The organism is Kosakonia sp. SMBL-WEM22 (assembly GCF_014490785.1).
In the GTDB taxonomy this organism is placed as follows: domain Bacteria; phylum Pseudomonadota; class Gammaproteobacteria; order Enterobacterales; family Enterobacteriaceae; genus Kosakonia.
On sequence record NZ_CP051488.1, the window covers coordinates 4,225,068 to 4,250,580 of the forward strand.

22 protein-coding genes are annotated in these 25,513 nt (G+C 55.3%); 6 read left to right on the forward strand and 16 right to left on the reverse strand.

The window, feature by feature from the left end:
* The first annotated feature begins 15 nt into the window (after positions 1-15).
* On the forward strand, positions 16-729 hold the full coding sequence (locus tag HF650_RS20280; RefSeq protein ID WP_187800116.1) for a 4'-phosphopantetheinyl transferase superfamily protein: 714 nt from the start codon (positions 16-18) through the stop codon (positions 727-729).
* A gap of 43 nt (positions 730-772) precedes the next feature.
* Here the strand turns inward: HF650_RS20280 and HF650_RS20285 are convergent, their stop codons facing one another.
* The 11 genes from HF650_RS20285 to budA form a co-directional block, all read right to left on the reverse strand.
* Positions 773-1,285, reverse strand: coding sequence for a CDP-archaeol synthase (locus tag HF650_RS20285; protein WP_187800117.1), 513 nt, complete (start codon positions 1,283-1,285; stop codon positions 773-775).
* Positions 1,278-1,895 (reverse strand): CDP-alcohol phosphatidyltransferase family protein, encoded by a 618-nt coding sequence (locus HF650_RS20290; RefSeq protein ID WP_187800118.1) that lies wholly within the window; start codon positions 1,893-1,895, stop codon positions 1,278-1,280. Before HF650_RS20290 ends, HF650_RS20285 begins: the two co-directional genes overlap by 8 nt.
* Positions 1,896-1,897: 2 nt before the next feature.
* Entirely contained in the window at positions 1,898-3,454 is a 1,557-nt protein-coding gene (locus tag HF650_RS20295) for an AMP-binding protein (protein WP_187800119.1), read from the reverse strand.
* Positions 3,414-4,469: a hypothetical protein gene (locus tag HF650_RS20300; protein WP_187800120.1), complete on the reverse strand. Its 1,056-nt coding sequence runs from the start codon at positions 4,467-4,469 to the stop codon at positions 3,414-3,416. The genes HF650_RS20295 and HF650_RS20300 overlap by 41 nt, the downstream gene beginning before the upstream one ends.
* Positions 4,450-7,152: a phosphoenolpyruvate synthase gene (locus HF650_RS20305; RefSeq protein ID WP_187800121.1), complete on the reverse strand. Its 2,703-nt coding sequence runs from the start codon at positions 7,150-7,152 to the stop codon at positions 4,450-4,452. Before HF650_RS20305 ends, HF650_RS20300 begins: the two co-directional genes overlap by 20 nt.
* An 11-nt stretch (positions 7,153-7,163) precedes the next feature.
* On the reverse strand, positions 7,164-9,788 hold the full coding sequence (locus tag HF650_RS20310; RefSeq protein ID WP_187800122.1) for a phosphotransferase: 2,625 nt from the start codon (positions 9,786-9,788) through the stop codon (positions 7,164-7,166).
* A 20-nt stretch (positions 9,789-9,808) separates the two neighbouring features.
* Positions 9,809-10,771: a UbiA family prenyltransferase gene (locus tag HF650_RS20315; protein ID WP_187800123.1), complete on the reverse strand. Its 963-nt coding sequence runs from the start codon at positions 10,769-10,771 to the stop codon at positions 9,809-9,811.
* Between the two features lie 274 nt (positions 10,772-11,045).
* Entirely contained in the window at positions 11,046-12,590 is a 1,545-nt protein-coding gene (locus HF650_RS20320; protein ID WP_187802778.1) for an MFS transporter, read from the reverse strand.
* Between the two features lie 360 nt (positions 12,591-12,950).
* Positions 12,951-13,721, reverse strand: coding sequence for a (S)-acetoin forming diacetyl reductase (locus HF650_RS20325; protein ID WP_187800124.1), 771 nt, complete (start codon positions 13,719-13,721; stop codon positions 12,951-12,953).
* Positions 13,722-13,737: 16 nt separating this feature from the next.
* Positions 13,738-15,417, reverse strand: coding sequence for an acetolactate synthase AlsS (gene alsS / locus HF650_RS20330; RefSeq protein WP_187800125.1), 1,680 nt, complete (start codon positions 15,415-15,417; stop codon positions 13,738-13,740).
* Between the two features lie 20 nt (positions 15,418-15,437).
* Positions 15,438-16,217 (reverse strand): acetolactate decarboxylase, encoded by a 780-nt coding sequence (budA, locus tag HF650_RS20335; protein ID WP_187802779.1) that lies wholly within the window; start codon positions 16,215-16,217, stop codon positions 15,438-15,440.
* 107 nt (positions 16,218-16,324) lie between these two features.
* Here budA and HF650_RS20340 point away from each other — a divergent pair, with 107 nt between their 5' ends.
* Complete coding sequence (locus tag HF650_RS20340; protein WP_187800126.1) at positions 16,325-17,197, forward strand: LysR family transcriptional regulator; 873 nt, start codon at positions 16,325-16,327, stop codon at positions 17,195-17,197.
* Positions 17,198-17,225: 28 nt separating this feature from the next.
* Here HF650_RS20340 and HF650_RS20345 read toward each other — a convergent pair whose 3' ends face one another.
* The 4 genes from HF650_RS20345 to HF650_RS20360 all read right to left on the reverse strand — a co-directional run bounded on the left by HF650_RS20345 (position 17,226) and on the right by HF650_RS20360 (position 19,638).
* Positions 17,226-17,582, reverse strand: coding sequence for a DUF1971 domain-containing protein (locus HF650_RS20345; RefSeq protein WP_187800127.1), 357 nt, complete (start codon positions 17,580-17,582; stop codon positions 17,226-17,228).
* A 12-nt stretch (positions 17,583-17,594) separates the two neighbouring features.
* Positions 17,595-17,933, reverse strand: coding sequence for a DUF1869 domain-containing protein (locus tag HF650_RS20350; RefSeq protein WP_187800128.1), 339 nt, complete (start codon positions 17,931-17,933; stop codon positions 17,595-17,597).
* Between the two features lie 10 nt (positions 17,934-17,943).
* Positions 17,944-18,276: a DUF1971 domain-containing protein gene (locus tag HF650_RS20355; RefSeq protein ID WP_187800129.1), complete on the reverse strand. Its 333-nt coding sequence runs from the start codon at positions 18,274-18,276 to the stop codon at positions 17,944-17,946.
* Between the two features lie 285 nt (positions 18,277-18,561).
* Positions 18,562-19,638 (reverse strand): pectinesterase family protein, encoded by a 1,077-nt coding sequence (locus tag HF650_RS20360; RefSeq protein ID WP_187800130.1) that lies wholly within the window; start codon positions 19,636-19,638, stop codon positions 18,562-18,564.
* Between the two features lie 533 nt (positions 19,639-20,171).
* Between HF650_RS20360 and HF650_RS20365 the strand changes: the two genes are divergently transcribed.
* Entirely contained in the window at positions 20,172-20,399 is a 228-nt protein-coding gene (locus HF650_RS20365; RefSeq protein WP_042718032.1) for a hypothetical protein, read from the forward strand.
* Positions 20,400-20,701: 302 nt separating this feature from the next.
* Positions 20,702-22,891: a TonB-dependent siderophore receptor gene (locus HF650_RS20370; RefSeq protein WP_187800131.1), complete on the forward strand. Its 2,190-nt coding sequence runs from the start codon at positions 20,702-20,704 to the stop codon at positions 22,889-22,891.
* A gap of 166 nt (positions 22,892-23,057) precedes the next feature.
* On the opposite strand, the gene HF650_RS20375 is transcribed toward HF650_RS20370, so the two are convergent.
* Positions 23,058-23,531, reverse strand: a complete 474-nt coding sequence (locus HF650_RS20375) for a hypothetical protein (protein WP_223284223.1) — start codon at positions 23,529-23,531, stop codon at positions 23,058-23,060.
* 393 nt (positions 23,532-23,924) lie between these two features.
* On the opposite strand from HF650_RS20375, the gene yghU reads away from it, so the two are divergent.
* Together yghU and fucR are read left to right on the forward strand one after the other, a co-directional pair.
* Entirely contained in the window at positions 23,925-24,788 is an 864-nt protein-coding gene (yghU, locus tag HF650_RS20380; protein WP_187800132.1) for a glutathione-dependent disulfide-bond oxidoreductase, read from the forward strand.
* 7 nt (positions 24,789-24,795) lie between these two features.
* Positions 24,796-25,494: an L-fucose operon activator gene (fucR, locus tag HF650_RS20385; RefSeq protein WP_187802781.1), complete on the forward strand. Its 699-nt coding sequence runs from the start codon at positions 24,796-24,798 to the stop codon at positions 25,492-25,494.
* Positions 25,495-25,513: the final 19 nt, after the last annotated feature.

Below are 25,513 nucleotides of genomic sequence, written 5' to 3' on the forward strand. Positions count from 1 at the left end.
TTGATAAGTAGCGAAATGTTGACTCCACTTACCCATTACGCACTGCCGCCTTTTATCTCATATCTTGAGATGGGCGCGATGAAGGCCGTACCACAACTCACCTACTGCCAGATCCGTTTTGATCGCCACGCCTGGCGGGACGACCTGTTTGCTCACTACGCGATCCCGTTTCCTCCGCGTCTGCATACGGCGGGTGTAAAGCGTCGGGCAGAGTACCTGGCCGCGCGCTACGGCGCAAAGCTGCTGCTTGCGCACCACGGCTGTGAGGCCAGCGTTGGCGCAGCGGCGGATCGTGCGCCCGTCTGGCCTGCGGGCTGGTGCGGCAGCCTTTCCCATACCGATGACCGGGCGATAGCCATTATCGCGCGCAGCGGTGCAGGCCTGGCGCCGGGGATTGATATTGAAATGCTGGCACCCGAAACGATGCGCGAAACCGCCGATATGTTCACCTCGGCGCAAGAGCAGGCGCTAATCGCGGCCTGCCCTTTGCCTTATGAGACTGGGCTACTGCTCGCCTTCTCTGTCAAAGAGAGCCTGTTCAAAGCCCTTTATCCCGAAGTGCAGCGCTTCTTTGATTTCGATGCCGCGCGGGTTTGCCAGATTGATACCGCAACCCAACGCATTACCCTTGAACTGACGCAAACCCTGACGGCGGGAAGAACTCAGGGGAACCAGCTAACGGGTTACTACTCTCTCGCAGAGGATCACCTCATCACGCTAATTGTCTGAGAGATAACTCCCGGTCGTTGCTCCTTGTGGGCAGCAGTGAAAGTTAAAAGCGGCTCTTTTTTAGCCCGAGCGAAAAAAGCGTTAACTTAATGGCCGGTACGCTGAGGATAAAGAGCACCAACAGAATGACAACCTGGTACACATTCAGCGCCAGCAGCCAGCCGCATGTCAGCGCCACACCGATGCCGGAGTCCGCCTGATCGAAAAAGATAAACAGCCACCGACCGCGTGCTGGTAGCGTCCCTGGCGCAATCCCCAGCGCCCGTTTCAGCGCCGAGTTTGGCAGCTCGCCAAGCATATATCCAAGCCCCGTCGCCGCCCCCAGCAGCCAGGCGTCACCCGCCACGTTTGCCAGGCAGAGTGGCGCCACCAGCATGCTAATAAGCGGTACCACCACGACGCCTCGCCAGGTCTTGTTGCGCCCAAACAGCCGCGCGTTGAGCGGAACCGCAAGCCAGGGGAGCGCGTTGTAGGTCACCAACGCCATATGCACGCAACCGGCAATAAACACCGGCAGCAGCAGTTGCCAGAGCGACCACAGGGAGAGGTTATCCATGCACACCTCCCAGATGCAGCGCGCCAAACAGTGCCGCGCCGCTAAGGCAGAGGGGAACAAGGATCATCAGTGAGGAAAACTTATGGAAGGGGCGATCGAGAAGCATCGCCAGACTAAATAGCGTCAATACCACACTCAACAGCAAGGCGCAGAGCAGAGGCGGCAAAAAGAGTGCCAGCAGCGACCAGCCGCTAAGAATAAACAGGCTCCAGAAGACCGGCATGCCGAGATAAGCCAGGGTGGCATGGTGAGTGATATTTCCGCTTTCGTTAAAGCGGGAGAGCCGAAGCGCGCCGCATATCACCATCAGGGCAAGAAAAAACGCGCCGCCACCGCGATAGCCGCTGAGATAAAAAATCAGCGCGGGAGCCACCAGGTAGAGCAGCAGATCGCAAAAACCGTCAAGATAGCGGCCAAATGCCCGCTCGCAGTCGAGATGCCGCGCCAGTTTGCCATCCAGCGCATCGGCCAGCATCGCGAGGTAAAGCAGGCTGATACTAAGCCAGATAGCGCCAGATAACGCAGCACAGAGCCCGCCAAGAGCGATAACCATGCCCATTAGCGTCAGGCAATCCGGCAACGACAGACGGCAGATAAAGGGATATCGCATTATCACACCTCCTGAAAAAAGGCTTTCAGTTTTCGCCGCGCGAGCAGGCAACGCAGCCGCGCGCGGTCGATACGGCTGCGATGCCGTGCATCGACGGGCAGTTTCGCGCAGAGCCAGAAGCGGACCGGCTCGCCGGGAAAGAGGGTTGCCATCAATGGCGCGGCGGCGTGGCACTGCGCCGCCTGTTGCAGTACTACGCAAATCTCCCGCTGCGGCCCCTCTACTACCGCGCTGGTCTCAATGCCCGGCAGGCCATTAAGCTGCTTTTCAACGGGGTAAGGCGAGAGCGTTAAGCCGGAAGGTGTGCGCAGCCGGTCGGCGATCCTGCCCGTCAACCAGAGACGCTGCTGCGCATCCAGAAAGCCGCTGTCTCCGGTGCGATGCCAGACGCGCCCCGCCAGATCCCTGATTTTAGTGAGCTGCTCGGCCTGCGGATTGTTGAGATACCGGGTAAGCACCTGCGGCCCGCTGACCCAAATCTCCCCCTCTTCCCCCGCGGGCTGAGGGTCCCGCCCGCGCACAATCAGGATCTCTGTTTCAGGCCCCGGTCGCCCGACAAGATAGCCAGGCTGCCGATCCCACGCCTCAAGCAGCTCATCAATGTCAACATTACTGATGGGATCGGCTTCCGACGCGCCATAGTTAACCGCGCAGGTTGCCCGTGGGAAATAGCGTTGGACAGCGAGTAACAGCAGCCGGGTCACCGGCGCGCCGCCAATAATCACCTCCCTCACCGCCGGGAAGCGGCACTGCTGCACGTCGGCATAGTCGACCAGCTCTTTTAGCCAGGCGGGCGAGACGCTCAGACGCGTGATTGCCTGAGCGTTAATCGCCCCGGCAATCATCTGCACAGGCAGGCGGCCTTGCGCATCAAAAGTGGGCAGCAGATAGCAGCAGCCCGCGTGAAAATGGCTGAACAGCGTCAGGATCGGAAAAGAGGTCACATCGCGCTGCTGGCGATGTGCAAAGAAGTGGCTCATCGCCTGACACTGCGCCAGCAGCGAAGGGTGAGAGCGCACAACGCCTTTTGGCGTGCCTGTCGAGCCACTGGTAAAAGTCAGCAGCGCAGTCGCCTCGTCATCAAGAGCCTTAACACAGAAGGTAGCACCGTCTATCTCCGGCACAGCCTGCGCTAAAGGAGCGGTAAAGAGCCGCAGGGTATCAAGCGTAAAACGACGAACCCGCCACAGCTCGGGCAGCAGATACCAGTACTTTCCCGCACTCTGCGCCACGATCATAGCGCTCAGACGCGCCTGTTTCAGGCAGCTGCGCAGCTGCTGGCGCGGCATATCTTTTTGCACCAATACCGGAACTAGCCCGGCACCCAGCATCGCATAGAGCAGCAGATAAAACTCCATGTTTGGGGCCAGCAGCAGCAGTACGCGCGCACCGGCCTGCAGCCCGCTTCGCTCCAGCCTGCGTTGATATACCGCTGCGCGCGACACAAGCTGCGCATATGTGATCGTTTCTCCCCCGGCGCAGAGCGCAGGCAGCGAAGGGGGCTGTTTGAGCAGATATTCACAGAAGTTCATGGCGTACATCCCTGTAATAGAGTCCATAGTGGTGAAACACCTTATTTGGGCTGCAACTGGCGCGTAGCGCGGTGGCTGTTGTCGGCCCTTTCCAGTTGAGCAGCGCCGCGCCGAGGCGCGGCCACTGAGCATCGAAGCTGAAGAGAAAGCGGCGCACCAGCATGGCGTAGAGCAGAGAGCGACGATAGCGCGGCACGATCATGATGGTTTTAAAGATCCCGGTTTGCTGGCGCTTATCCGCCAGATTAAACAACAAGCCGGCAACATCGCCTTGCGGGCCAAAGGCGAGACAGGAGCCTGGCGCATCGAAACAGGGTTGCAACGTATCGACATTAAAGTGCCAGTCGAAAAGCGCCTCACTGCTGATAGTCCAGCCGACATTCTTAGCAAAGTGCCGGGTGATAAGCGTATAAAGCGCTTCATGGTGCGCCTGCCACAGCGCAGGGGTTAGCGGCTGGAGGGAAAAATCAGCCGCGCGCCAGCGCCCAATATCGTTTTCGGGAAGTGCCAGCTGACGAACCACATTTGCCTCTTCAAACAGCGAAAAGTAGCGCGCCAGCGGCTGAAACCCCATCTGCCCAAGCAGGTGTTGATACCAGGGCGGGTTATAGGGCTCACCGGCAAACGGCGCACAGGTCGGTGTATCCAGGCGCAGGCGAAATTTGCCTAACGTACTGAAATTAATGGGACCGATAAGGCGTGAGGCACCCTGCGCTCTTGCCCAGCGCATCAGGGCACGAAACAGACGATGATTGGGAATGCGGTTATCGATCGTTTCCCAGTAACCAAAGTTCACCACGGTCTCCCCTGCGGCGTTAAGGGCAGCGAAGCCCGCTAGCCGCGCGCAATCGCGAATATAGCCGGTCCAGACGCGCCCCTGCTGCATAAAGGGGTTAGCTGCGCTGAACTGGCGCGCCATTACGGTAGCCTCTTCGCCGGGCCAGAAAGGGTCGTGCGCATAGATCTGTGGGGCAATCCCCAGAAACTCCCGCTCCAGCGTATCGCCCGCCTGCCACTCCTGTTCAATCAACGGTCGGCTCATATTCCCCTCTCCCACGCTCTATGCCCCGCGTAATCTTCCCGTTCGCGCCGTTCATGCGGATCACTTCGCCCTGCTGAAGCTGGTGGGTCACGCCAGGCACGCCAACGATAGCCGGGATGCCCATCTCGCGTGCCACGATGGCGGAGTGCGATAGCGTCGAGCCGCGCTCAACAATCAATCCACCGAGGCCGGGAAATAGCGGTGCCCAGCCGGGATCGGTACGCACGGTGCAGAGAATGGTGCCCGCGAGATTGCCCGCCTTCTCCGGCGAGAGTATCAGGCTGACCGGTGCCTCGACCGTGCCGGGGTAGCAGCCCGTGCCTTGCAGGTGCGTAAGATTGGCCGCCGAGGGCGGCTGCGCGGCGTGTAGCGTCTGCTGCTGAAACAGCGTTTGGGTAAGGGATAAGCGATTAGCCGGCTCCTCCTCCTGCTGATAGCGCTCATATTCGGCGCGCCGCTGGGCGATGAGTGCGGTCAGGCCCGTTTGCACTGCCGTTCCGTCAAGGCCCTGGTAGATCTCCTCCCGTGTCAGCCAGAAGATATCCCTGTCGCTTATCAGCACGCCTTCAAGGGCCAGTTGATGCCCGAGCTGGAGATAAATATCACGATAGAGGGCAAACATTTTTGTACGGGTGAAACGCATCGTTTCGCGGTGGTGAATCGCACGTTTCAGCCTGCTGAGATGGCGCTTGAAGTGCGCCAGGACGCGCTTCCCGCGCGTTTGCAGCAAATGGCTAAAGACCCTCTCTTCCGCGTCGCCCCGCAGCTTCTCCGTCGGCTTCGCCTGCACGGTTTCGGTATTCAGATAGCTACGCAGTACGTCAAACAGAAAGCGGGGATCCTGACGTAGCGTAATGGTTTCCAGCTTCAGCTCGCCAATTGTGCGATCGCCGTAACGCTCGATATAGTCGAGACACTGCTGGTAAAAATGGCGATCCAGCGCTTTAAGACGGATAAGCAGATGGGGGCGGGTATCGCTCTGAATCAGCGCTGCCAGCTGCGGGCGTTGACGGGCATACTGGCTTAGCGCCAGCAGATGTCGGGTCGGCTCCGTGCTGATAAGCTGTCCCTCATCTGCCAGCAGATCGGCGGCAATCTGCTGATGCTGTTCGGGCCAGACTTCGCGTAGTAGGGCCTGCACCTTGCCGTTATAGCGGGCAACATAGAAGTCATTCACAATCGGCGCGGTCCAGCGCGTCAGCAGGTGTTGATCAAGATATTTAAGCCGACCGATAAGCTCTGCCGGTGAGAGGGTGTGAAGATTGTCACGATCGACATGGGCCTGCACGAGGGTGTAGTTATGCAAAAATTGATGGATACGCGGTTCAAGGGTGAACTGCGCCCAGACGAGCCGCGCGCCCATCTTCAGCATCGCCGGCAGTGCGGCGATCTTTTCACGCGTGGAAAGCTGCTTATCCTTGATAGTATCGACCGGCTCCTCCAGGCCCATCATCGCTTCCATATCACTTTTATTCATCCTGAACGATGGCAGCAGTAGCAGGGCGCGGTACCAGTTCTGAATGTTGTAATAGACCCGGCCGCGCACCAGGCTGAGCATATTGTCAGTGATGGCCCGGCGCTGGTCGCGCTCTTTGGCAGAGCAGCCCACCAGTTGCAGAGTTTGCTCATACACCGTGGCATAAGCGGCGCGGGCAAAAGAGAAGGTAAGCGGCGTCGTCACACCGCAGTAAGACTCCTGAATGTTGGCGTTGTCGCAAATCAGCGTCTCGCTCACGCAGCCGCTATCTTTCGGCAGATGAGTAATCGGACGGGTTTGCAGCAGATGCAGACGGTTATCTTTCAGCGTCCACTCAATATCCTGCGGCGCGCGCAGCGCCCGGGCGATGGCGGCCCCCATATCACGCAGGGCGAGGATTTGTGCCGCCGTCAGCGAAGGTGCCGCCGCCTGGCTGGCATCAAGCTCCACCTCCAGGGTGCCGGTGCCGCGCTTATGGTCAAAGACCATGGCGGTAGTTTTCTGGCTGAGTAGCTGCGTGAAGCAACTCCCTTCCAGCGGGACGCTAAACTCGTCGGTATTGCACTGCCCGGAGACGATCCCCTCCCCGCAGCCCCAGCCGGCGGAGATGAGCATCGTCTGGCGCGAGCCGCTGACAGGATGCGCGGTAAACAGTACGCCCGACACCTCGCCTTCAACCATCTCCTGAACAATGATCGAACAGTGGATCGCGTTTAACGCCAGACCTTTACGCAGGCGATAGGCCATGGCGCGTGCGCTCCATGTCGACATCATCACCCCTTTTACCGCATCCACCAGCTGCTGCTGACCACGTTGGAACAGAAAGCTGTCCATCTGCCCGGCGAAAGAGGCATGGCGGGCATCCTCATCGCTGCAGGAAGAGCGCACCGCCCAGAACATCTCTTCGTCAAGTGCAGCCAGCGCGTTCATCAGGGACTCCGGCAGCGGCAACCTGGCGAGGCGAGCACTGATTTTTCCGGCAATGGTTTCAAGCTGATCCGCAGGCATCTGTAGCGAGAGCTGGGCCATCAACTGCGAGGCTTTTGCATCACAGCGCAGCATCTCATCCATCGCTCCGGCGGGAATAACCCACCAGTTCGGTACCGGATAACCGTGGGCGGTAAGCCACAACAGGTTGGCCGCCTTGCCGCCCAGTTGCTGCTCATTAAGGGTGACCGCATCTGCGGCAGAGTAGAGATAGTTCACGGTAACTCCTTTTAGATCCGTTGTTGACTAAGCTCGACCAGATGCCCCCAGGTACGCAAAATGGCGGGAAACCAGGGGCGTGGCTTGACGTGATGAAGCATCAGGTAAAACGACAATCGGCGCAGACCGAAGTCGCGCAGGGCGAGGTAGAAACCGCGGTACCACTCCCCCGCATCAATCGTGGTTGCCAGCCGCTTCGCCAGCTGGCACCGGTGTAATTCCACGTGATGTAACAGCGTTGGCAGCGGAGTGTGCTCATCGAGCGTCCACGTTAGCAGCTCGGCCAGATCGCGCTGCGGAACATGCAGCGTCGCCAGTTCCCAGTCCCAACAGCAGAGCCGTAAATCCTCCCGCCGCAGCGCGATGTTCCGCGGGCTAAAGTCGTTATGCACAAGCGTGCGCGGTAGCGTTGACAGCTCACGCCACTGCGCCGCGCTGTTCTCGGCGCAGTCCAGCCAGTGATGCAGCAGCGGCGTGGTGAAGAGCAGTGGCGCGGTGCGATGGCTGAAGGCGGCGATGGCCTGCCAGAGCGGCACCATGCTGGCGATGGTGTCGACAGAGGGAAAGTCGATATAGCGAAAGGTGGTCTGCAGGGCGTCATACCGGCGATACCAGAGTGCATGGATATCGGCGATGCCATGCAGCGCAGCATCGATCTGCGCTCTCTGCCAACGGAGGCCGTTTGACAGGCTGTTAAGCAGCACTTCTTGCCCGAGCAACTCCTCAATGATGATGCTCTGTTTACCATCTTCATAGGTGCCATAGAGCGTGGGAACATGCCGCGTAAAGGCGGGATCGCTTTGCGTAATAAGCGCCATCTCCCTTTCACGCGCGTGGTGAAACTCGCTGGCAGGGAGCAGGCGCTTAAGCAGTTCGGCTATCTCAGGTGCGCAGCCTGCCGCCAGCGAGTGCAGCAGTTGGGCTATCGCCTCGCTTTGCGGTTTATGCTTCAGCAGCGCTGCCACTTGCGTGCCATCTTCGCGCTGCAGGTTGTAGGCGAACAGGCCGACGGGAAGCGTCGCGGTATGTGAACTGAACGCCGTTAAAATACTGTCCTGGTTCCCCTGCCAGCGGATCGCGGTCGCGCTCCGGGGCGGTCGTTCGCCCCATGCAGCGGTGTAACGGGCGTGCTGAAAGCAGCGGTGCAGTGGATCGCCTTCTGCCTTGCCTGGCGCCGCGTTACGCTGCTTTCGACCGAGCCGCTCGTGGGATTTCGCGAACTCGTCGTTTGCCAGCGCGCTGAGGGTTGAAATGTCGAGCGCCAGACAAAATGCGGCGATGATCTCCGCCAGCCTTTCGCTGCCGTTGGCCCCCTGACAGCCCAGCATCTGCAGGCACTCAGACTGATCGGGAAGCGTGGTCCCGCCGCCGACCGTGCCAATCACCAGCGCCGGGAGCGTCATGCTGCAGTAGAGATTGCCCTCTGGCGTCAGGCGCATTTGCAGCTGCGAGAGGGAGGATTCATGGCTACAAGCGATATCCTGGCCGAGGGCAGTAAACATCGCCGCAATGATGTTGGCGGTATTGATATTCACTCCCGTCATACCTGCGGCGACGGAGCCTTCACAAAATCCCTGAAACGCTTCCACCAGCTGCGCGGGCGCAATGCGTAAATGGCTGCGGCAGGCGGCTGCGGTCAGCGTTGCTTCGGCGATGACCTGGGTCCCCCTGCCCTGCGCAAAACTGCTCCAGGAGCTTTTTTTATCGCTGGAGAGGTTACTTTCAAGAATGTAGCGCTGGGGTGTTAACGCCACCGGAAGATGGGAGAGGATCCACTTGCACGCCTGCCAGGTACAGGTGGTAGTCATATTCTGCCCGGCGGCATCTGCCGTGTGATAGGTAAAGGTCAGATGCACGGCATTGCCAATCACGCGCGGCGTCAGGCTGGTCAGGCGTGCAAAATGCGAGTGCTGGCGCACAACGTTGCTGATGTCGACAAAATAGTCCTCAGCCCAGGCGCAGAAAGCCAGCGCTTCGTGCAGCGAGAGAAACTCAAAACGTGGCGATCGCATCATCCGCTGGCCGGTGACGCGTGCCGTCGCCCCGCCGCTGTGGGTGATGGCGCTGGCTCCGCGTGAAACCGAGGCGACGAGTGCCCCCTCGCTGGTCGCCAGCGGCGCGTAAAAGATCCCTTTCGCACGCCAACCGTTGATAAGCAGCGGCCCGGCAATGCCGACAGGAACTTCAACCGAGCCGATAAACCCCTCAAGATGACTTTGCAGCTTTTCCGCCTGCAGATGAGTGGCAGAGAGCTGGTTTAAGTCATGACCGGTGTGCTGACGCAGCCAGGCAAGTCGCTTTTGCCGCGCCGGCTCACTCCAGTCGTAAAGGTGGCGACGGGGTAAGGTGGTGACGCTTTCGGCGATCTTGCCGCGCGGCTGGCACAACTTTAACTGCCAGTAGCACTGTTTATTCTCCTGCGCCGAGCGGCAGGTTAATGTTGCCAGCCACTCCCCGCTCTGCTGGCGCTCTTTGTGCAGGAGTTTAAGCGCCGGTAGCTGAACAGCCCGATCGTAAAGAGATAACCTGCGCTGCGGGTCAGTGATAAAAGCATTACAGCGCTCTTCGCTTTCAAATAAGAGTGTAAACTCGGCCTGGCGTATATCGACAATTGTCGCCGTAATTAACGATTCCATTATCATCCCCTTCCCTTGTGCTACAAATATATTTCAACGATACACAGCACATATCCTGTTAGCATTGCCGCACCCACCACCGCCTCATTTCTTTTTCTGTTTTTTTGATTGGCATTAATCAGAAAAATGAGCAACTGGCTTACGGCAAAGAAATTAACACCCCCACTCACACCATAAAACCAGAGCGATACCGTGCCGGTTTTGCACAAAATAAGAAAATATTGCACGCAGGCCATTAATATAAGCAGAGCGATAACCATTAATATCGAAAGGGGGCGACCATATAATTGTGACCAGGTGGTGACCTCTTCCCGCTCCTCATCCGGCCCCTTACATTTACGCGTAATTTCAAAACTTAATCCGCATAAAAAAGCGAGCAGCATGAGTAAAATAAGCGGCTGATTAAGCGCCGCCGCAGGCGAGGCCAGAGTCGCCAGCCACCAGATAACAAACGGCATAACCAGCGTATGGGAGAGCGCATAGAGGGAGAAGTGTTGCTTAAGCCATTCGGCCACAAAAAACTCTTTCGTCATCAGCGAGGTCCAGCAGAGCAGTAGCGTCCAGCTCAGCCATATCTGCTGCTGTCCCCCGGCAATCAGAAACATGCCGCCCAGTTGGATCAGCACGCAGAGCGCGCCGAGGAGCTTCAGATGAGACAGGCTAATAATACCCTGCTGCAGTACCCTCTGCGGGTGGTGAAGGCAGTCATCCGCATAATCTTTATGCTCATCCAGCACGCGCAACAGCAGAAAAAAGGAGAGCGACAGCAGGCAACCGACAGCCATCTTCACTGGGCTAATACTTTCTCCCGCAGGCATTGCGACTGAATATGATAAAAACCAAAGAATAAAAAAGAGGGGGGTATTTGCTACAGGAAAACGTTCGTTTACCCATAACATCATTCGACAAAAAAGCGATCCATTTTTAATTGCGGTCATAGCGACTCCCTGAAAATAATAATCCGAAAAATAAAAAAACGACATTTTTAATTACGCTACCATCAAGAAAAATCTGTAAACAATAGAAATATCAGCACCGACAAACCTAATATAAATCCCCACCACAGCCGTTTCATTTAAAAAAAGCGCCTGATGTGATCACTCTCTAATAATATTAATGAGTTATTACTCGTACGTTATATAAGACAAAACATTAATATCCTTGTCTTAGTGCTTTTAAGATTAAATTATTAATTTTCGGTGGGTAAAAAAAATAAAAAGGCCATGCCGCAGAGCATGGCCTTTATGAGCAGTAGCGTTAGCTCAGAGAGGAGGTAGGTGTGGCAGATTTCAAAGCAGGCTGTGGTACATCGTTCCACAACGTGTCATACGCGTGACCGGTGAGATCTTCAACGATATGGCGCGCCTGCGGCGTCACACTCTGTTTCAGGCCGCCCGCTTTCAGACGGTCGAGCTCTTCGACAAAGATGCGGTGCGTGCGCTTATTGAGATGAAAGGTTAATGCCTGCCACAGCGCCACCAACAGTAAGCCAACGGTGCCAACAAACAGCAGCATCACAATGGTATTGATCGCTTCCTGCGGCTGCACCTGGCTGCCTTTCACGAATCCCCCGCTTTGCAGCAGCAGCCCCACCGCAAAAGTCGCAATGGCAACCGTGGTTTTACGTGAAAAGGTCATCACTGCGGCAAACAGCCCTTCGCGACGCTGGCGCGTCACCATTTCGTCAATATCCGGAATAAACGGGAAGACGTTCCACGGCGTGAACTCCAGCACGCAGCGCCCCACCTGATAGAGACCGGCGAGGCTCACCAGCAGCAGCACGGTATGCGCGCTCGGGAATTGGTAGACGAGGAAGAAGCCCGCCAGGCAGATCATCATCAAGCTATAGGCGAACACATAGAGGCGCGAGGGGCCAAATTTGATGATCGCCACCCCGGCCGCCAGCGTCACCGGCAGGCCAACAATGCTCATTGACAGCAGCGTACCCGCCAGCGATGAGGAGACATTCAGGCAGTAAACGCAGAAGAAAACGAACACCGTGTTGTAGACATCTTTCGCGGTAAAGGAGAAGAGGTAGATAGCCAGATGTTTACGAAAGGCGCGGATCTTAAGCGTGGAGGCATAATCTTTAAATAGCGCGCCAATGCCGGAGAGCTTCTGCGCCATGCTTCGCGTCGGCGCGGCTTTCTCCATCTCGGCCACCATTTCCGGGGTCAGTTCACGCTCCCAGGTGACGCGCCAGGAGATAAAGACACAGACCATAAAGAGCACGGCGAAGACAATGCCGTTAATGAGATACGCATCGGCGTTCTTCTCACCCAGCCAGCCAATCAGCAAGCCCGGAATAAAGGTGGCGAGAAAGGTGCCGGAAGCGGAAAGAAACATGCGACAGGTCGAGAGCTTGGTGCGGTCGTTAAAATCTTTTGTCATCTCTGATGGCAGCGTCTCCCAGGGGATCAGCACCATCGCAGCGATGATCTCAAAAGCGAGATAGACGGCGAGATAGAACCAGAAGTTCATGCCGTTGAGCCAGAGCAGGATATAGACCAGCATCAGCGGTGCGCCGATCAACAGAAAGAAGCGGCGGCGGCCAAACTTTTTACCTAAGGCATTTTTATAGAAGTGGTCGGTAAAGCTGCCCATAAACAGGCTGACGATGGCATCAACGATGCGGGCAATGGCCACAATAGAGGCGGCTTCCAGCGGAGAGAGGCCGACGAAGGTGGTGTAGTAGAAGAGCAGCCAGGCACCGATGACGGTAAAGGCCCCGCCGCCCATGATATCCGTCATGCCATAGCCAATGCTGACAGGAATAGTGACTTTACGCTGTTTACGACTCATCATCCCCTCCCGCATTTTGCTTACTCTTTTTAGTTATCAGAGACATAAAAACCCCATTTAAGGATTATCGCGTTGAACGCAGGCCGCTGTTTTGCGCAGCCAATTGATGACGCATGCTTCACAGCATCCACGTTATCTCTGCTAACGAATTTAAGTCTACTACCATACAAGATAAGGTGAAGAAATTGTGAGCTTCGCCATAACCCGCGCAAAATAACGTGTAAAGGGGATTTAAAAGTAAAAAAATGCGAGGCAGCGCTGAGTTTATTGCGCCTGATGTGCTTTGCGCTGTATATGGGGCGCGGGTAAAAAAAGCCCCTGCGCGAAGGCAGGGGCAAGGCCATGTCCGAGCCGTAAAATTTAGTTAAAGACCATACCGCCATCAATCAGCAGAGATTGTCCGGTCATGTAATTTGAATCGGGGCCAGCGAGGTAAGAGACGCATGCGGCGACATCTTCTGGCTCTGACAGGCGGCCAAGCGTAATGCGTTTCGCGAACTCTTCGGTGCCGTAACCGATCGGTTTACCCGCCGCCTCAGAGACCTGGCGGTCAATCTCGGCCCACATCGGGGTTTTCACAATTCCCGGGCAGAAGCCGTTAACGGTAATGCCCAGCGGGGCCAGATCGCGTGCCGCAGTCTGGGTTAAGCCGCGTACTGCGAATTTGCTCGAGCTGTAGACCGCCAGCTCCGGGTTACCAACATGACCGGCCTGCGAACAGGCATTGATGATTTTGCCGCCGTGGTTCTCCGCTTTGAAGGCCTGAATCGCTGCCTGCATGCCCCAAATCACGCCTTTCACGTTGATGTTATAGACCTTATCAATCACCTCTTCGGTGATCGACTCAATCGGCGTTGAAGGCGCAACTCCGGCGTTATTGACGATCACATCAAAACCGTTCAGTTTTTTGCGCGTCTCTTCGACGGCAGCAAACACCTGCTCGCGGTTGGAAACGTCAACGGTGACGGCAATTGCGCTGCCGTTGCTGGCGTTGATCTCCTCGGCCACCGCTTTTGCTGTCTCGCGGTTATAGTCGGCAACGGCGATGGCAAAACCATCTTTTGCCAGACGCAGAGCGATTGCGCGACCAATACCCTGGCCGGCACCGGTAACAAATGCGACTTTTTTCATAATGACTCCTTAGTTTTTACAGAATCTGGCTAAGATGCAGCTGGCCCATCAGCAGCGGGTTATCGCTGTAGTCGACCGGAATGGCGACCACCGCCGGGCCTTGTGTATCCATCGCAGCGCGCAGCGTCGGCTCCAGTGCGGCGGTGCTTTCAACGGCAAACCCTTTCGCACCGAACGATTCGGCATAGGCTTTAAAGTCGACGGGGCCGAAGTTGACCCCGGAGAGGCGCTGATATTTCTTCTCTTCCTGAATCGCCACCATGTTGTAGGCGTTATCCACCCAGATGATGTGCAGGATGTTGGCACCGAGACGCACAGCGGTTTCCAGCTCCATGCTGGATTGTAAAAATCCGCCGTCGCCGGAGACGGAGACCACTTTACGCCCCGGGTTCACCAGCCATGCGCCAATCGCCCATGGCAGGGCAACGCCCATCGTCTGCTGGCCGTTGGAGATCATCACCTGACGCGCGCGGAAGCTATATAAGTAGCGGGCGATCCAGATATGGAAACTGCCCATATCCACCGTCAGGGTGACGTCGTTATTCACGATATCCTGCATCGCGCGGACAATGCGCAGCGGGTGAATAGCAAACTGATTGAGCTGCGCGCCTTTACGGCTGAGCAGTTCACGCTGGTTGCGACGGTCGATCAGGATTTCCGACGCGCGCGGTGAGAGCACCAGCGGTTCGGCAATCTTATGTGCCAGCTTATCAAGCGTGCTGGCGATATCGCCAATCAGCTCAACGCTCGGCGAGTAGTTGCGCTCTTCATAGGCGGGCAGCACATCAATATGCACCAGCTTGGCATCGCCGGTGTTCCACATTGCTGGCTCATACTCTACCGGGCTGTAGCCGATACAGATCACCAGGTCCGCCAGGTGCAGCAGCCGGTCACCCGCCTGGTTATTGAACAGACCTACGCGCCCGGCAAAGCGGGTAAAGTGCTCCTGGTTAACTGCGCCCGCCGCCTGGTAGGTGCTGGTCACCGGAATATGAGTTTTCTCCAGCAGATGATGCAGCGCCGGGATGTTCTCTTCCCGGCTGGCCATCAGGCCGAGCAGAAAGATGGGGTTTTTCGCCCCGGCAATCAGCTTCGCCACCTCGTCAATCATCTTGTCGGGCGCAGAGCCCAACTGTGGTACGGCGTTAGAGGGCAGAATATTGCCGCTGGCCGGCTGGTCAGAGATATCCTGCGGAATGCTGACAAACGCACTGCCCGGGCGGCCCTGTTCGGCGGCGCGGAAGGCGTTCGAGACCACTTCAGAGATGGCGTCCGGAGAGGAGATCTCAACGGAATATTTGGTCACTGGCTGGAACATCGCTACCGTGTCCATGCTCTGGTGCACCAACTTGGCTTTATCGGCACGTTTCACCGCCCCACCCAGCGCCACTACCGGGTCACCTTCGCTGTTGGCAGTCGCCATACCGGTGATCAGGTTGGAGCAGCCTGGACCCGAGGTCACCAGCGCTACGCCCGCTTTGCCGGTGATACGCCCGACCGCTGCCGCCATAAACGCGGCGTTCGCTTCGTGGCGCACCGGAATAAGTTCAATGGAGGAATCGAGAAGAGAATCAAACACTTTATCGATTTTCGCGCCAGGGATGCCGAAGACATGTTTGACCCCCTGCGCTTCCAGTTGCCCCACCACCATGTCGGCACCGTGGGCCCACATCTGGGTATGGCGTTCGTTGCTCATACACTACTCCTTTACATCACTTAGTTCTCAACCGAACGGATGGCGGCGTCCAGGTTATCCGGGTGCAGATCCGCTTTCAGGAAGGCTTCATCGGCCGGGAGATCGATCATCAGTTGATGGATTTCACCAAAGGTCAGCGTGCCGTGATCCAGCTGGTAGTCGAGGAGATGACCGCCACCGTGGCGATCGTCGGTAATAAAATGCTCGTGGTAACCTGCCACATTGATTCCCTGCATATGTTGCGGGGTGCGGAAACCGACCAGCACGCCGTCGCGGCCGTTAAAGCGGAACACCGGCTGATCGTCGAGCACATCGGTCATGGCGCGATAGGGCGGAGTCTGGCGTGGCACGGTGCGGGTGTGCGCATGGCGGAAATGGCCGTCGATACGCAGGGCGCAAAAGAGGTTGTCGGACGGAATCTGCTGGTCGATCACCTCATGCAGTGCCTGGCGGCTGATGGGTTCCTCGAACACGTGGCGGTACTGCGGTTTAAACCAGGTCATCACCGCAAAGGGGGTTTTTTGCTCCGGCTTCGCGGCGCGGGCACTGCCATCGGAACGTAATTGGTACACTTCGCTGTTAAAGGCAATTAATTCGCCATCAAGCTCATTAAATGTACCCAGACCAAAATCACCATGATTAAGTAGATCCTTAATCGTGGTATTTCCTTCATAAACTCCGCTAAGTAGCGCACTCATTAGCGATGTTTGATATATCACGCCGTTTGGCTTGCTTTGAGAAAAAGCACGAATTGTATTTCGTAAATTTCCCTCGCAAGAACAATCAGTTGCGTTAATCATCATCTTTTCCCCCACTGTAGAGACGATTAGAAAAGCTGATTAAATATTGACTCGTTTCAGCGGGGGATTCCAATATAGAAAACATGAGGGTTTAAGATGTTTTAGATATGGAACTTCGTTATTTACGTTATTTTGTCGCCGTTGCCCAAACGCAACACTTTACGCGGGCAGCCGAAATGCTCGGTATGTCGCAACCGCCATTAAGCCAACAAATCCGTCGTCTTGAGCAAGAAGTGGGTACCCCGCTGTTCCATCGCCAGACGCGCGGCGTCACGCTCACCGAGGCGGGCGAGGCCTTCTATGAAGATGCCTGCCATATCCTTGCGATGAGCGACGCAGCGCTGGAAAAAGCGAAGGGCATCGCTCGCGGGATTAACGGCAAGCTCAACCTTGGCGTGACCAGCTCCAACGCTTTCCATACCCACTTCTTCTCGGTGCTGCGCCAGTTTCAGCGTGACTACCCGAAGGTGGCGCTCTATCAGAAAGAGGACAATATGGCGACGCTGATCCACGGCCTGGATGAGGGGTTGATTGACGTCGCCTTCGTGCGCCTGCCGTGTGAAAGCAGCAAAACCTTTAGCCTGAAACTGGTGGACGAAGAGCCGATGCTGATTGCCCTGCACCGCACCCATCCGCTCTCGGCGAAGGCGGATATCGCGCTCAGCGAATTACAGAACACGCCGCTGATTATCTTTCCGCAAGCGGTATCGCCGGGGCTGTATGAGCTGATCTACAACGCCTGCCTGCGTGCGGGTGTGGAGATGGATAACGCCCATCAGGCCTCGCAGTTCTCCTCATCTCTGAGCATGGTGGCGGCCGGGTTTGGCTTCGCCATCATTCCGCAGTCGATGGCCTGCTTTGGGCATCCGATGGTGACGTTTCATTCGGTGGCGGGAAACACCCTGAAAACCGATGTGGCGCTGGCGTGGCGCAAGTTCGAGCGCTCGCCGGCGGTCAGGCGGTTTATCGATCACTTTTAAGCGCCCGGGGGAACCGGGCACTAAGCGGTTAACGGCGATGAGTATTGACCACCTGACCGATGCCTTTACCATCAAGCGCGGCATCAGGATCGGCGAAAAAATCGAGGTTGAAGTAAGTGTCATCGGTCAACAGTTCAACCCGGTGCCAGTACTCCGGCGGGCTGATGCCAAACTGCCCTGCTTCGATCACCACTTCGCATTCCGGGGTGGTGTCATGCTCACTGGCAAAACCGATATATTTCACTGCGCCCTGCATCACCGATAGGCGGCCATAGACCCCTTTTTTGGTGTTGTGGTGCGTCAGAAGCGCCTGCGGCACTGTCTCTTTCGTCCAGAAGGGCGTCGAGCGGGTATGGCGAAAATGGAGTGGAATCAGCTGTGTCATCGTTGCCTCCGTTTACCAGCCGCACACATTGGTCTCTTCATCCGACTCGTAACCGCGGACGATATTAATCAGATCTTTTACCGCATCGGCGGCAATAAGGGGGTCGGTCAGCTCGCTGAGAGAGGTAAAATCTTTATCGACCGAGACGCCATTATTATTATTGGTGACGGTCAGGGTATATTCCCCGCTATTATCGGCAGGAAGATTTAATTTTGAGACCAGTTCAGAAACGGCCTGGTTCGCAATATCAGGAAGATAGAGCGACATCGGCTTTAAATAAACTTGCTGCTCTGTTTTACCGCTTTCCCGATGGGAAACCGAGAGTGAATAACCTCTATTTTCTGTATCCATAATTGCTACCTCAACCTTCAATCAGAATTTGGGGATCAACATAGAAATCGACGCTGAACACCGTATCGTCACTGAGCGCCTCAATGTTGTGCCATTTTTCAGGCGGGAATACGCCGAACTCACCGGCGTGGATGGTCAGGGTTTCCACCGGCTGCGGGCTGGTCTCATCGGCATAGCCATAGTAGCGGATCGCGCCGCGCTGCACGCTTAAACGCGGGTAGACACCCTGACGCGTACCGGCATCAAGGTGGCGTTTCCAGATGGAGGCCGGCGCGGTCTCTTTTGTCCAGAAAGGGGTGGTGCGGGTGTGAACATAATTCGTGGGTATGGTAATGCGCTGCATATTTCATCCTCTTTTTATCTCAGCAACTCTTGTCGCCGAAAGGGGGAAAAGCATATGTTGCATAGCATATACCTGTTTATGGAAATATCGACTATTTTTTATAAATGTTATTTAAATTTGATAAGACAAATCCCCGCGAACCTATTTCGTGCTACTTTTTATACTCCAAAAGGATCATGTTAATTAAAAATAAAAGCACGATAAAAATGAAAAATTATCGTTAGCAAATAAAATTATTTATTCGGCGATGATAAATAAATGCCCCCAAAGCGGGGGCAACGTCGTTTATTGCAGAAGGGTGCTCTCCCAGCCGTCGAAGATCGCCGCCACGTTATACTGCGCGGCGTCCGCCTCGCTTAGCTGATAGCGCTCACCGCCCTGCCCGGCGCCTGGCCCACGGTTATTAGACTCATAAAAGCGGCTGTCCTGCGGGTAAAACCAGATTTTTTCGCCGTTTTTATCTTTGCCGGACATCTTGTCCCAACCGTAGATATGATCATCAATCTCGCTATTGATAATCGCCGCCAGGCCAATGGCGTTAGGATCGGCATAGCGCCCATCGCTAAACTGGGTGGTCGGATGCCACGGGCGGCCGAGTGCAAAGCTTTTCGCCGGCACGCCCGGCTCTTTGCTCAACTTACTGTTGATAATAAACAGGCCAAACCGCTCTCCGGCCTGGGTGGCGGGCGCAGTGAGGTAACCGTATGGCGGTGCGGTGTCATCACGGTTGCGGGCAATAATTTCACAGCGATCGAACACCGCGATGCCGGGGCCGAAGATAAAATCGACATGGCCGCTGATGGTGCAGTCGGTGAAGTAGCTGCGGCTGCCCTGCTTGCTGTAAAAGGTGTCCTGGTAACCCTCAAGGCGCACATGGCGAAAGCGCGCTCTGTCTGCCCCTTCTGCCACCATCAGCGCTACCGCCTGGGTATCTTTCAGCTTCTTCGCGTCGCCTTCCGGCAGCGCGGCGTTGGCGGGAAAATCAAAGGTATTGCGGATAGTCAGATTCTCCAGCGTTACGCCGCTGGCGCGGATCTCTACCGTGCTGGTGCGCCCGGTGCCGAGCTTCTGCCCCTGCTCGTCCAGCGCACCTGCGGGAGTATTAGCCTCAATTACCGTGCCCGCCGTCGATTCCCCGATCAGCGTGACGGGCTTTTCAATTATCAGCCGCTCATGCCAGCGCCCCTCTTTAATCAGAATGCGCCACGCCGTGCCGCTTTGCGGCGCGGCGTCGAGCGCCTGGCCGATGGTGGAAAATTCACCAGACTTCGGTGTGGGCGATACCACGGCGTTCCACTCGGCCGCCTGCGCGCTGGCGCTCAGGCAGACCAGCAGTAGTGCGGAGCAGTGCAGGGTTTTCATTCTTCTCTCCTTGGTCGTTTTTGGACAGGGGCAGTACATGCAGCCAGGCCGCAGTTCTGCCAGATATGACGCTGTGCCAGCGCGGCGCGCCGGTTGAATCGGGATCTGCTACTGGCTAATAGCGGCCTCTGTACAAAGTCAGAAAGAAGAGTGGGCTTAACGGGCTGTAATGCTGTTATTTTTTTACACCAGCATAGGCCAGCGAAAAGCGATTGCGCATTTTAAAACACTGTTTTGAGATCAAACTCAAACTTATGACGCCCATTACTGAAACGAGAATCAAAACTATTATCACGATAAAAAAGAGAATTTATTCTTACGCGGATAGGTTGTTTCTTAATGCAGCCATATATGGCAGCAGGTTGATTAATTGGCTAAAAAGACCTTAAATCATCAGAAGATATTTTAACTGGCCTCAGGTGTGCTTTTCTGGCAACCTTTGCTTTCTTTTGAGTGGGTAAAAAATTACTATCGCCCAACGTGGTTTCAATATTTGAACGCGGACTCAACCTGCAACGGTAAGTAAAATAATCATGAAAAATAAAAAGATAGACACGATGGCCCGCGTCGCTATGCGCATCAGGGGCTTATCAGTAAAGGAAAAACGTCTTCGTTACCAGGATAAGATGTTTACCTTTAAATATGTTTCCGGACATTACGAAGTCTTTTTGGACGGAGAAAAAGTTGACACCTTCGCTACGGAAAACATCAACCAGGCGATTGCGGATTTTAAAGAAAAAAATAATAAAAACAGGCGCTGATAAACTTGTTAATACGCTTTAATGACCCGCGTTTACTCCTGTAATTAAATCTTAGAGCACACATAATACCGGGCGACATTACCGTTCGCGCCGGTTCCTTCCTTCCCGTCATTTATTTACCAAAGAAACAACCTCTTAAAATTAGTAGTTAAATCACTAGCTTAGGCATAATTTTTTTACATAAACTGTTTACTTGGTAACGATAATTCATATCATCTTGATAATTACTCTCAACACGAGAGCGGTGCTTACCCCGACCGGCTCCGGTCGTTTTCACCTGCATAATCAGGAACGTTATAAGAATGAAAAATCGTTACCTTTGGGCTATTAACCCCTGTTTGTTGATGATGTTATCCGCGCAGGCTGCGGCGCAAGATGCTAAAGAGGAGACGCTGATAGTGGCCGCAAGCCGCGCCAATCATAGCGTCGCCGATATGGCACAAACCACCTGGGTCATTGAGCAGGCTGAAATTGAGCAGCAGGTTCAGGGTGGTAAAGAGTTAAAAGAGGTGCTGGCGCAGCTTATTCCAGGCATGGATGTCAGCAGCCAGGGGCGCACCAACTACGGCATGAATATGCGCGGGCGCTCAATGATGGTGATGGTTGACGGTGTGCGCCTCAACTCATCGCGCACCGACAGCCGCCAGCTCGATTCGATCGATCCCTTTAATATCTCGCGCATTGAGATTATCTCCGGTGCCACTTCGCTCTATGGCGGCGGCAGCACCGGCGGCCTGATCAATATCGTGACTAAAAAGGGGCAGCCGGAGAGTGAAGTGGAGTTCCAGACCGGCACCAAAAGCGGCTTTAACAGCCATAACGATCATGACGATAACGTCGCGGCGTCGGTGAGTGGCGGTAATGATAAGGCTTCCGGGCGGCTGTCGGTTGCTTATCAGCGCTACGGCGGCTGGTATGATGGCAAAGGCAATGAGGTGATTATCGATAACACCCAGACCGGTCTGCAATACTCTGATCGGCTGGACGTGATGGGCACCGGCACGCTCAATATCGATGAGCACCAGCAGCTGCAACTCACCACGCAGTACTTTAAGAGCGAGTCTGACGGGAAACATGGCCTCTTCTTAGGCGAAAACTTCTCGGCGGTGACCGGCTCCGCTAAGGCGTACAACAAAGGCAACCTTGATGCCGACCGGATCCCGGGCACCGAGCGCCACCTGATTAATCTGCAATACTCTAACACTGATTTCTGGGGCCAGGATGTGGTGGCGCAGATCTACTACCGCGACGAGAGCCTGTCATTTTACCCCTTCCCTACGCCTTCTGGCGACCGGGTCACCAGCATTGGCGCGTCGCAGCAGAAAACCGATTTTTATGGCGGCAAGCTGACCATCAACAGCAAACCGGTTGATGACCTGACGCTGACCTGGGGGATCGATGCTGAACATGAAAACTTCGACGCCAACCAGCAGTTTTTCGACCTCAACAGCGCCGCTGCCAGCGGGGGAATGCAACTGGATAAAACGTTTAAGGTCGAGCGCTACCCGGGCTACAGCATCACAAACATTGCGCCCTTCCTGCAAAGTAGCTACGACATTGACGCCATCACTCTGAGCGGCGGCGTACGTTATCAATATATGGAAAACCGCATCGACGATTTTGTCGGTTATGCCCAGCAGCAGGCGATTGCCAACGGTAAAGCCACTTCGGCGGATGCCGTACCGGGCGGCAAAACGGATTACAATAACCTGCTGTTTAACGCCGGTATCCTCGGCCATCTGACCGACCGCCAGCAGTTGTGGTTCAACTTCTCGCAGGGTTTTGAGATCCCCGATCCGGCGAAATATTACGGCGCGGGCAGTTACCAGTTAGTCGATGGTCACTACCGTTTGCGTAACAGTGTCAATGTGAATGATGTGAAGCTGGATGGCGTAAAAGTTAACGCCTACGAACTGGGCTGGCGCTATACCGGTGATAACCTGCGCACGCAGATTGCGGGCTACTACTCTCTCTCGGATAAGACTATCAAGATCAATAAAAGCGATATGTCTATTGTTGTTGATGAGGGTAAGCGCCGCATTTATGGCGTTGAGGGTCAGGTGGATTACTTCTTTACCGACAGCGAGTGGAGCACCGGGGCCAATTTTAACGCCATCAAATCCGAGACACAGGTTGAGGGTAAGTGGGAAAAGCTGACCATCGACAGCGCCAGCCCATCGAAAGTGAGCGCGTGGATCAACTGGGCGCCGGGCGACTGGACGCTGCGTCTGCAAAGCACCCAGACCTTCGATCTCTCTGACGCTGAAGGGAAACGCATCAATGGCTATAACACGGTTGATATGCTCGGCAGCTACGCCCTGCCGGTGGGTAAAGTGAGCTTCAGCGTGGAGAACCTGCTGGATGAGGAGTACACCACCGTCTGGGGCCAACGGGCACCGAAAATATATAGCCCAACCTATGGCGCGCCAGAGTTATATACCTATAAAGGCCGAGGTCGGACATTTAGCATAAATTATTCGGTTCTCTTCTAAGATCTACTGCCGCCTGTTATCCAGGCGGCAGCAATTCCCAGCCAAATGCCTGCTTATAATCAATCTTGCTTGCCTTAACTTAACCCAAATAGAGCAAATATTTTTTGAGTTATTTCTTAATTAACTCACTGAGAATATAAAATATATTAATTAAACTGGCGAAGCATTATTGCATATCCGTCGGGGTGGACTCGCCGGGGGTGATCTGCTGCGCCTGCTTTATTTTGGACTGCTGGGCAGTTTTATTGAGTGCCTCAAGCTCCTGGGCACGCGCTAACTGCTCCTGGGTCACTTTTCTCCCGGTAAAGGCGTCAATCATTTCGGTTCGCCCATCGGGATATTTCACTACCGTCACCAGCCGCCCGCCGAACTGTGGAATACCGGACATCTCTAGCGCATAATCAATATCCTGATTTTCCACTCTTTTCTTTTGGCGTACCGGCTCTTCGGCCTTTACTTCCTTACTCTCTTTGTCGCTCTCCGTTCTGCTGGAAAGGGTCACTTTTATGCTCTCATCCTGATAGGTATGAGATTCTTTAAGGTTCTCCGTGGAGGTAGTCATCGCCGCTTTGTGCGTTGCGTGCTCGTGTGCGTTGGCAAGCGGAGGGCTTGCCTGAATAGCCTGAATTTCCTGCATCATTTTCTCCGCGTGTAGTTAACAGATAATTAGCTGATGACTCTTCCAGGATGAGTCGAAAAAAAATCCCTATAACGTTTATCGTCAGCCTGAGAAAACAAATTAATAAGAAATAATGGTAACAGTAACTTCATTATAGACGTTTTAAAAATAAGAAAAGACTTATTTAATACAGTTTAAATTTTACTTAAAGAGGCAGAATAATAATGAAATCGTTTTAAGTCAGGGCATTTAAATAAAATTTCCACAGAGAGCCAGCGAAAGGTTTCACGGCTGATAACCACAATAATGGCCACTCTTTTCCACCCGGATTGTGGTGTATCCTCGCCAAAGGCGACTGCTACACTGCACAGCATGTAGCCCAACAACATCAAACATCACAAAGAGGGAAACGCTATGTCAGACAACTATCAACCCCCGAAAGTGTGGGCATGGGATCAATCCGGCGGCGGCGCGTTTGCCAATATCAACCGCCCGGTTTCCGGTGCCACTCATGAAAAAGCGTTGCCGACGGGCAAACATCCGTTGCAGCTCTACTCACTCGGTACGCCGAACGGCCAGAAAGTGACAATCATGCTTGAAGAGCTGCTGGCGAAAGGGGTGACTGAAGCGGAGTATGACGCGTGGCTGATCCGTATTGGTGAAGGGGATCAATTCTCCAGCGGTTTCGTCGAAGTGAACCCGAACTCGAAAATCCCGGCGCTGTGCGATCGCAGCACCACTCCCCCGACCCGTGTGTTTGAATCGGGCAATATTCTGCTCTATCTGGCAGAGAAGTTTGGTCATTTCCTGCCGCGCGATCTCGCTGCCCGCACCGAAGCGCTGAACTGGCTCTTCTGGCTTCAGGGCTCTGCGCCTTTCCTCGGCGGCGGCTTCGGTCACTTCTATAGCTATGCGCCGGTGAAGATTGAATACGCCATCAACCGTTTCACCATGGAAGCCAAGCGCCAACTCGACGTGCTGGATAAGCAACTGGCGGAACATCAGTTTGTTGCAGGCAATGAGTACACCATTGCCGATATGGCGATCTGGCCGTGGTACGGCAACGTGGTGCTGGGCAATGTCTACGATGCGGCGGAGTTCCTTGATGCGGGTAGCTACAAAAACGTCCAGCGCTGGGCGAAGGCGATCGCTGAACGCCCGGCCGTGAAGCGCGGCCGCATGGTGAACCGCACCTTCGGCCCGGCAAATGAGCAGTTGCATGAGCGCCACGACGCCAGCGACTTCGATACGCAAACCGAAGATAAACGCAGCGCGTAAAGTAATGATCAAGACGGCGCGCCAGCAGGCGATTGTTCAGCTTCTGAAAAGTCAGCAGTCGATCACCACTGCCGCGCTCGCCACCGAGCTTGCCGTCAGCGTGGAGACCATTCGCCGCGATCTCAACGCCCTGCAGATGCAAGGTAAAATCATCCGGCGGCATGGCCGCGCACGCACGCTGGCGGACGGCAGCGAACCGTTTCGTGCCCGTCTGAAAAGCCACTATGCGGATAAAGCTGATATCGCGCGGCATGCGCTGAACTGGGTGGAAGCGGGGATGACGCTGGCGCTCGATGCCAGCTCAACCTGCTTTCACCTGGCGCGACAGCTGCCGGATATTCCGCTGACGGTGTTTACCAATAGTTTGCCGGTGTGCGAAGTGATGGCCCGTCGACAGCACAGCGAGCTTATCTGCTCCGGTGGTCGGCTGGCGCGCGGTGAGCGCTGCTACGTTAATCCGGCGCTCGCCAGCCTGCTGAAATCGCTGGAGATCGATCTCTTTATCTTTTCCTGCGAGGGGATAGATGACCACGGCGAGATGTGGGATTCCACGCGGCATAACGCGGCATTTAAGTCGGCACTGCTGCGACGATCGCAGCAGTCGCTGTTACTGATCGATAAAAGTAAGTTTTACCGCACCAGCGAAGCCAGTATCGGCAACCTTTCGCTGGTGACCCAGATGATCACCGACGCGCCCCATCCCTGAGACGCGAGGGAGAGGGCGA

Coding starts and splice junctions, on each gene's coding strand:
- HF650_RS20280 (WP_187800116.1), top strand. CDS start 16: ATGTTGACTCCACTTACCCATTACGCACTGCCGCCTTTTATCTCATAT.
- HF650_RS20285 (WP_187800117.1), bottom strand. CDS start 1,285: ATGGATAACCTCTCCCTGTGGTCGCTCTGGCAACTGCTGCTGCCGGTG.
- HF650_RS20290 (WP_187800118.1), bottom strand. CDS start 1,895: ATGCGATATCCCTTTATCTGCCGTCTGTCGTTGCCGGATTGCCTGACG.
- HF650_RS20295 (WP_187800119.1), bottom strand. CDS start 3,454: ATGGACTCTATTACAGGGATGTACGCCATGAACTTCTGTGAATATCTG.
- HF650_RS20300 (WP_187800120.1), bottom strand. CDS start 4,469: ATGAGCCGACCGTTGATTGAACAGGAGTGGCAGGCGGGCGATACGCTG.
- HF650_RS20310 (WP_187800122.1), bottom strand. CDS start 9,788: ATGGAATCGTTAATTACGGCGACAATTGTCGATATACGCCAGGCCGAG.
- HF650_RS20315 (WP_187800123.1), bottom strand. CDS start 10,771: ATGTCGTTTTTTTATTTTTCGGATTATTATTTTCAGGGAGTCGCTATG.
- HF650_RS20320 (WP_187802778.1), bottom strand. CDS start 12,590: ATGAGTCGTAAACAGCGTAAAGTCACTATTCCTGTCAGCATTGGCTAT.
- HF650_RS20325 (WP_187800124.1), bottom strand. CDS start 13,721: ATGAAAAAAGTCGCATTTGTTACCGGTGCCGGCCAGGGTATTGGTCGC.
- alsS (WP_187800125.1), bottom strand. CDS start 15,417: ATGAGCAACGAACGCCATACCCAGATGTGGGCCCACGGTGCCGACATG.
- budA (WP_187802779.1), bottom strand. CDS start 16,217: ATGATTAACGCAACTGATTGTTCTTGCGAGGGAAATTTACGAAATACA.
- HF650_RS20340 (WP_187800126.1), top strand. CDS start 16,325: ATGGAACTTCGTTATTTACGTTATTTTGTCGCCGTTGCCCAAACGCAA.
- HF650_RS20345 (WP_187800127.1), bottom strand. CDS start 17,582: ATGACACAGCTGATTCCACTCCATTTTCGCCATACCCGCTCGACGCCC.
- HF650_RS20350 (WP_187800128.1), bottom strand. CDS start 17,933: ATGGATACAGAAAATAGAGGTTATTCACTCTCGGTTTCCCATCGGGAA.
- HF650_RS20355 (WP_187800129.1), bottom strand. CDS start 18,276: ATGCAGCGCATTACCATACCCACGAATTATGTTCACACCCGCACCACC.
- HF650_RS20360 (WP_187800130.1), bottom strand. CDS start 19,638: ATGAAAACCCTGCACTGCTCCGCACTACTGCTGGTCTGCCTGAGCGCC.
- HF650_RS20365 (WP_042718032.1), top strand. CDS start 20,172: ATGAAAAATAAAAAGATAGACACGATGGCCCGCGTCGCTATGCGCATC.
- HF650_RS20370 (WP_187800131.1), top strand. CDS start 20,702: ATGAAAAATCGTTACCTTTGGGCTATTAACCCCTGTTTGTTGATGATG.
- HF650_RS20375 (WP_223284223.1), bottom strand. CDS start 23,531: ATGATGCAGGAAATTCAGGCTATTCAGGCAAGCCCTCCGCTTGCCAAC.
- yghU (WP_187800132.1), top strand. CDS start 23,925: ATGTCAGACAACTATCAACCCCCGAAAGTGTGGGCATGGGATCAATCC.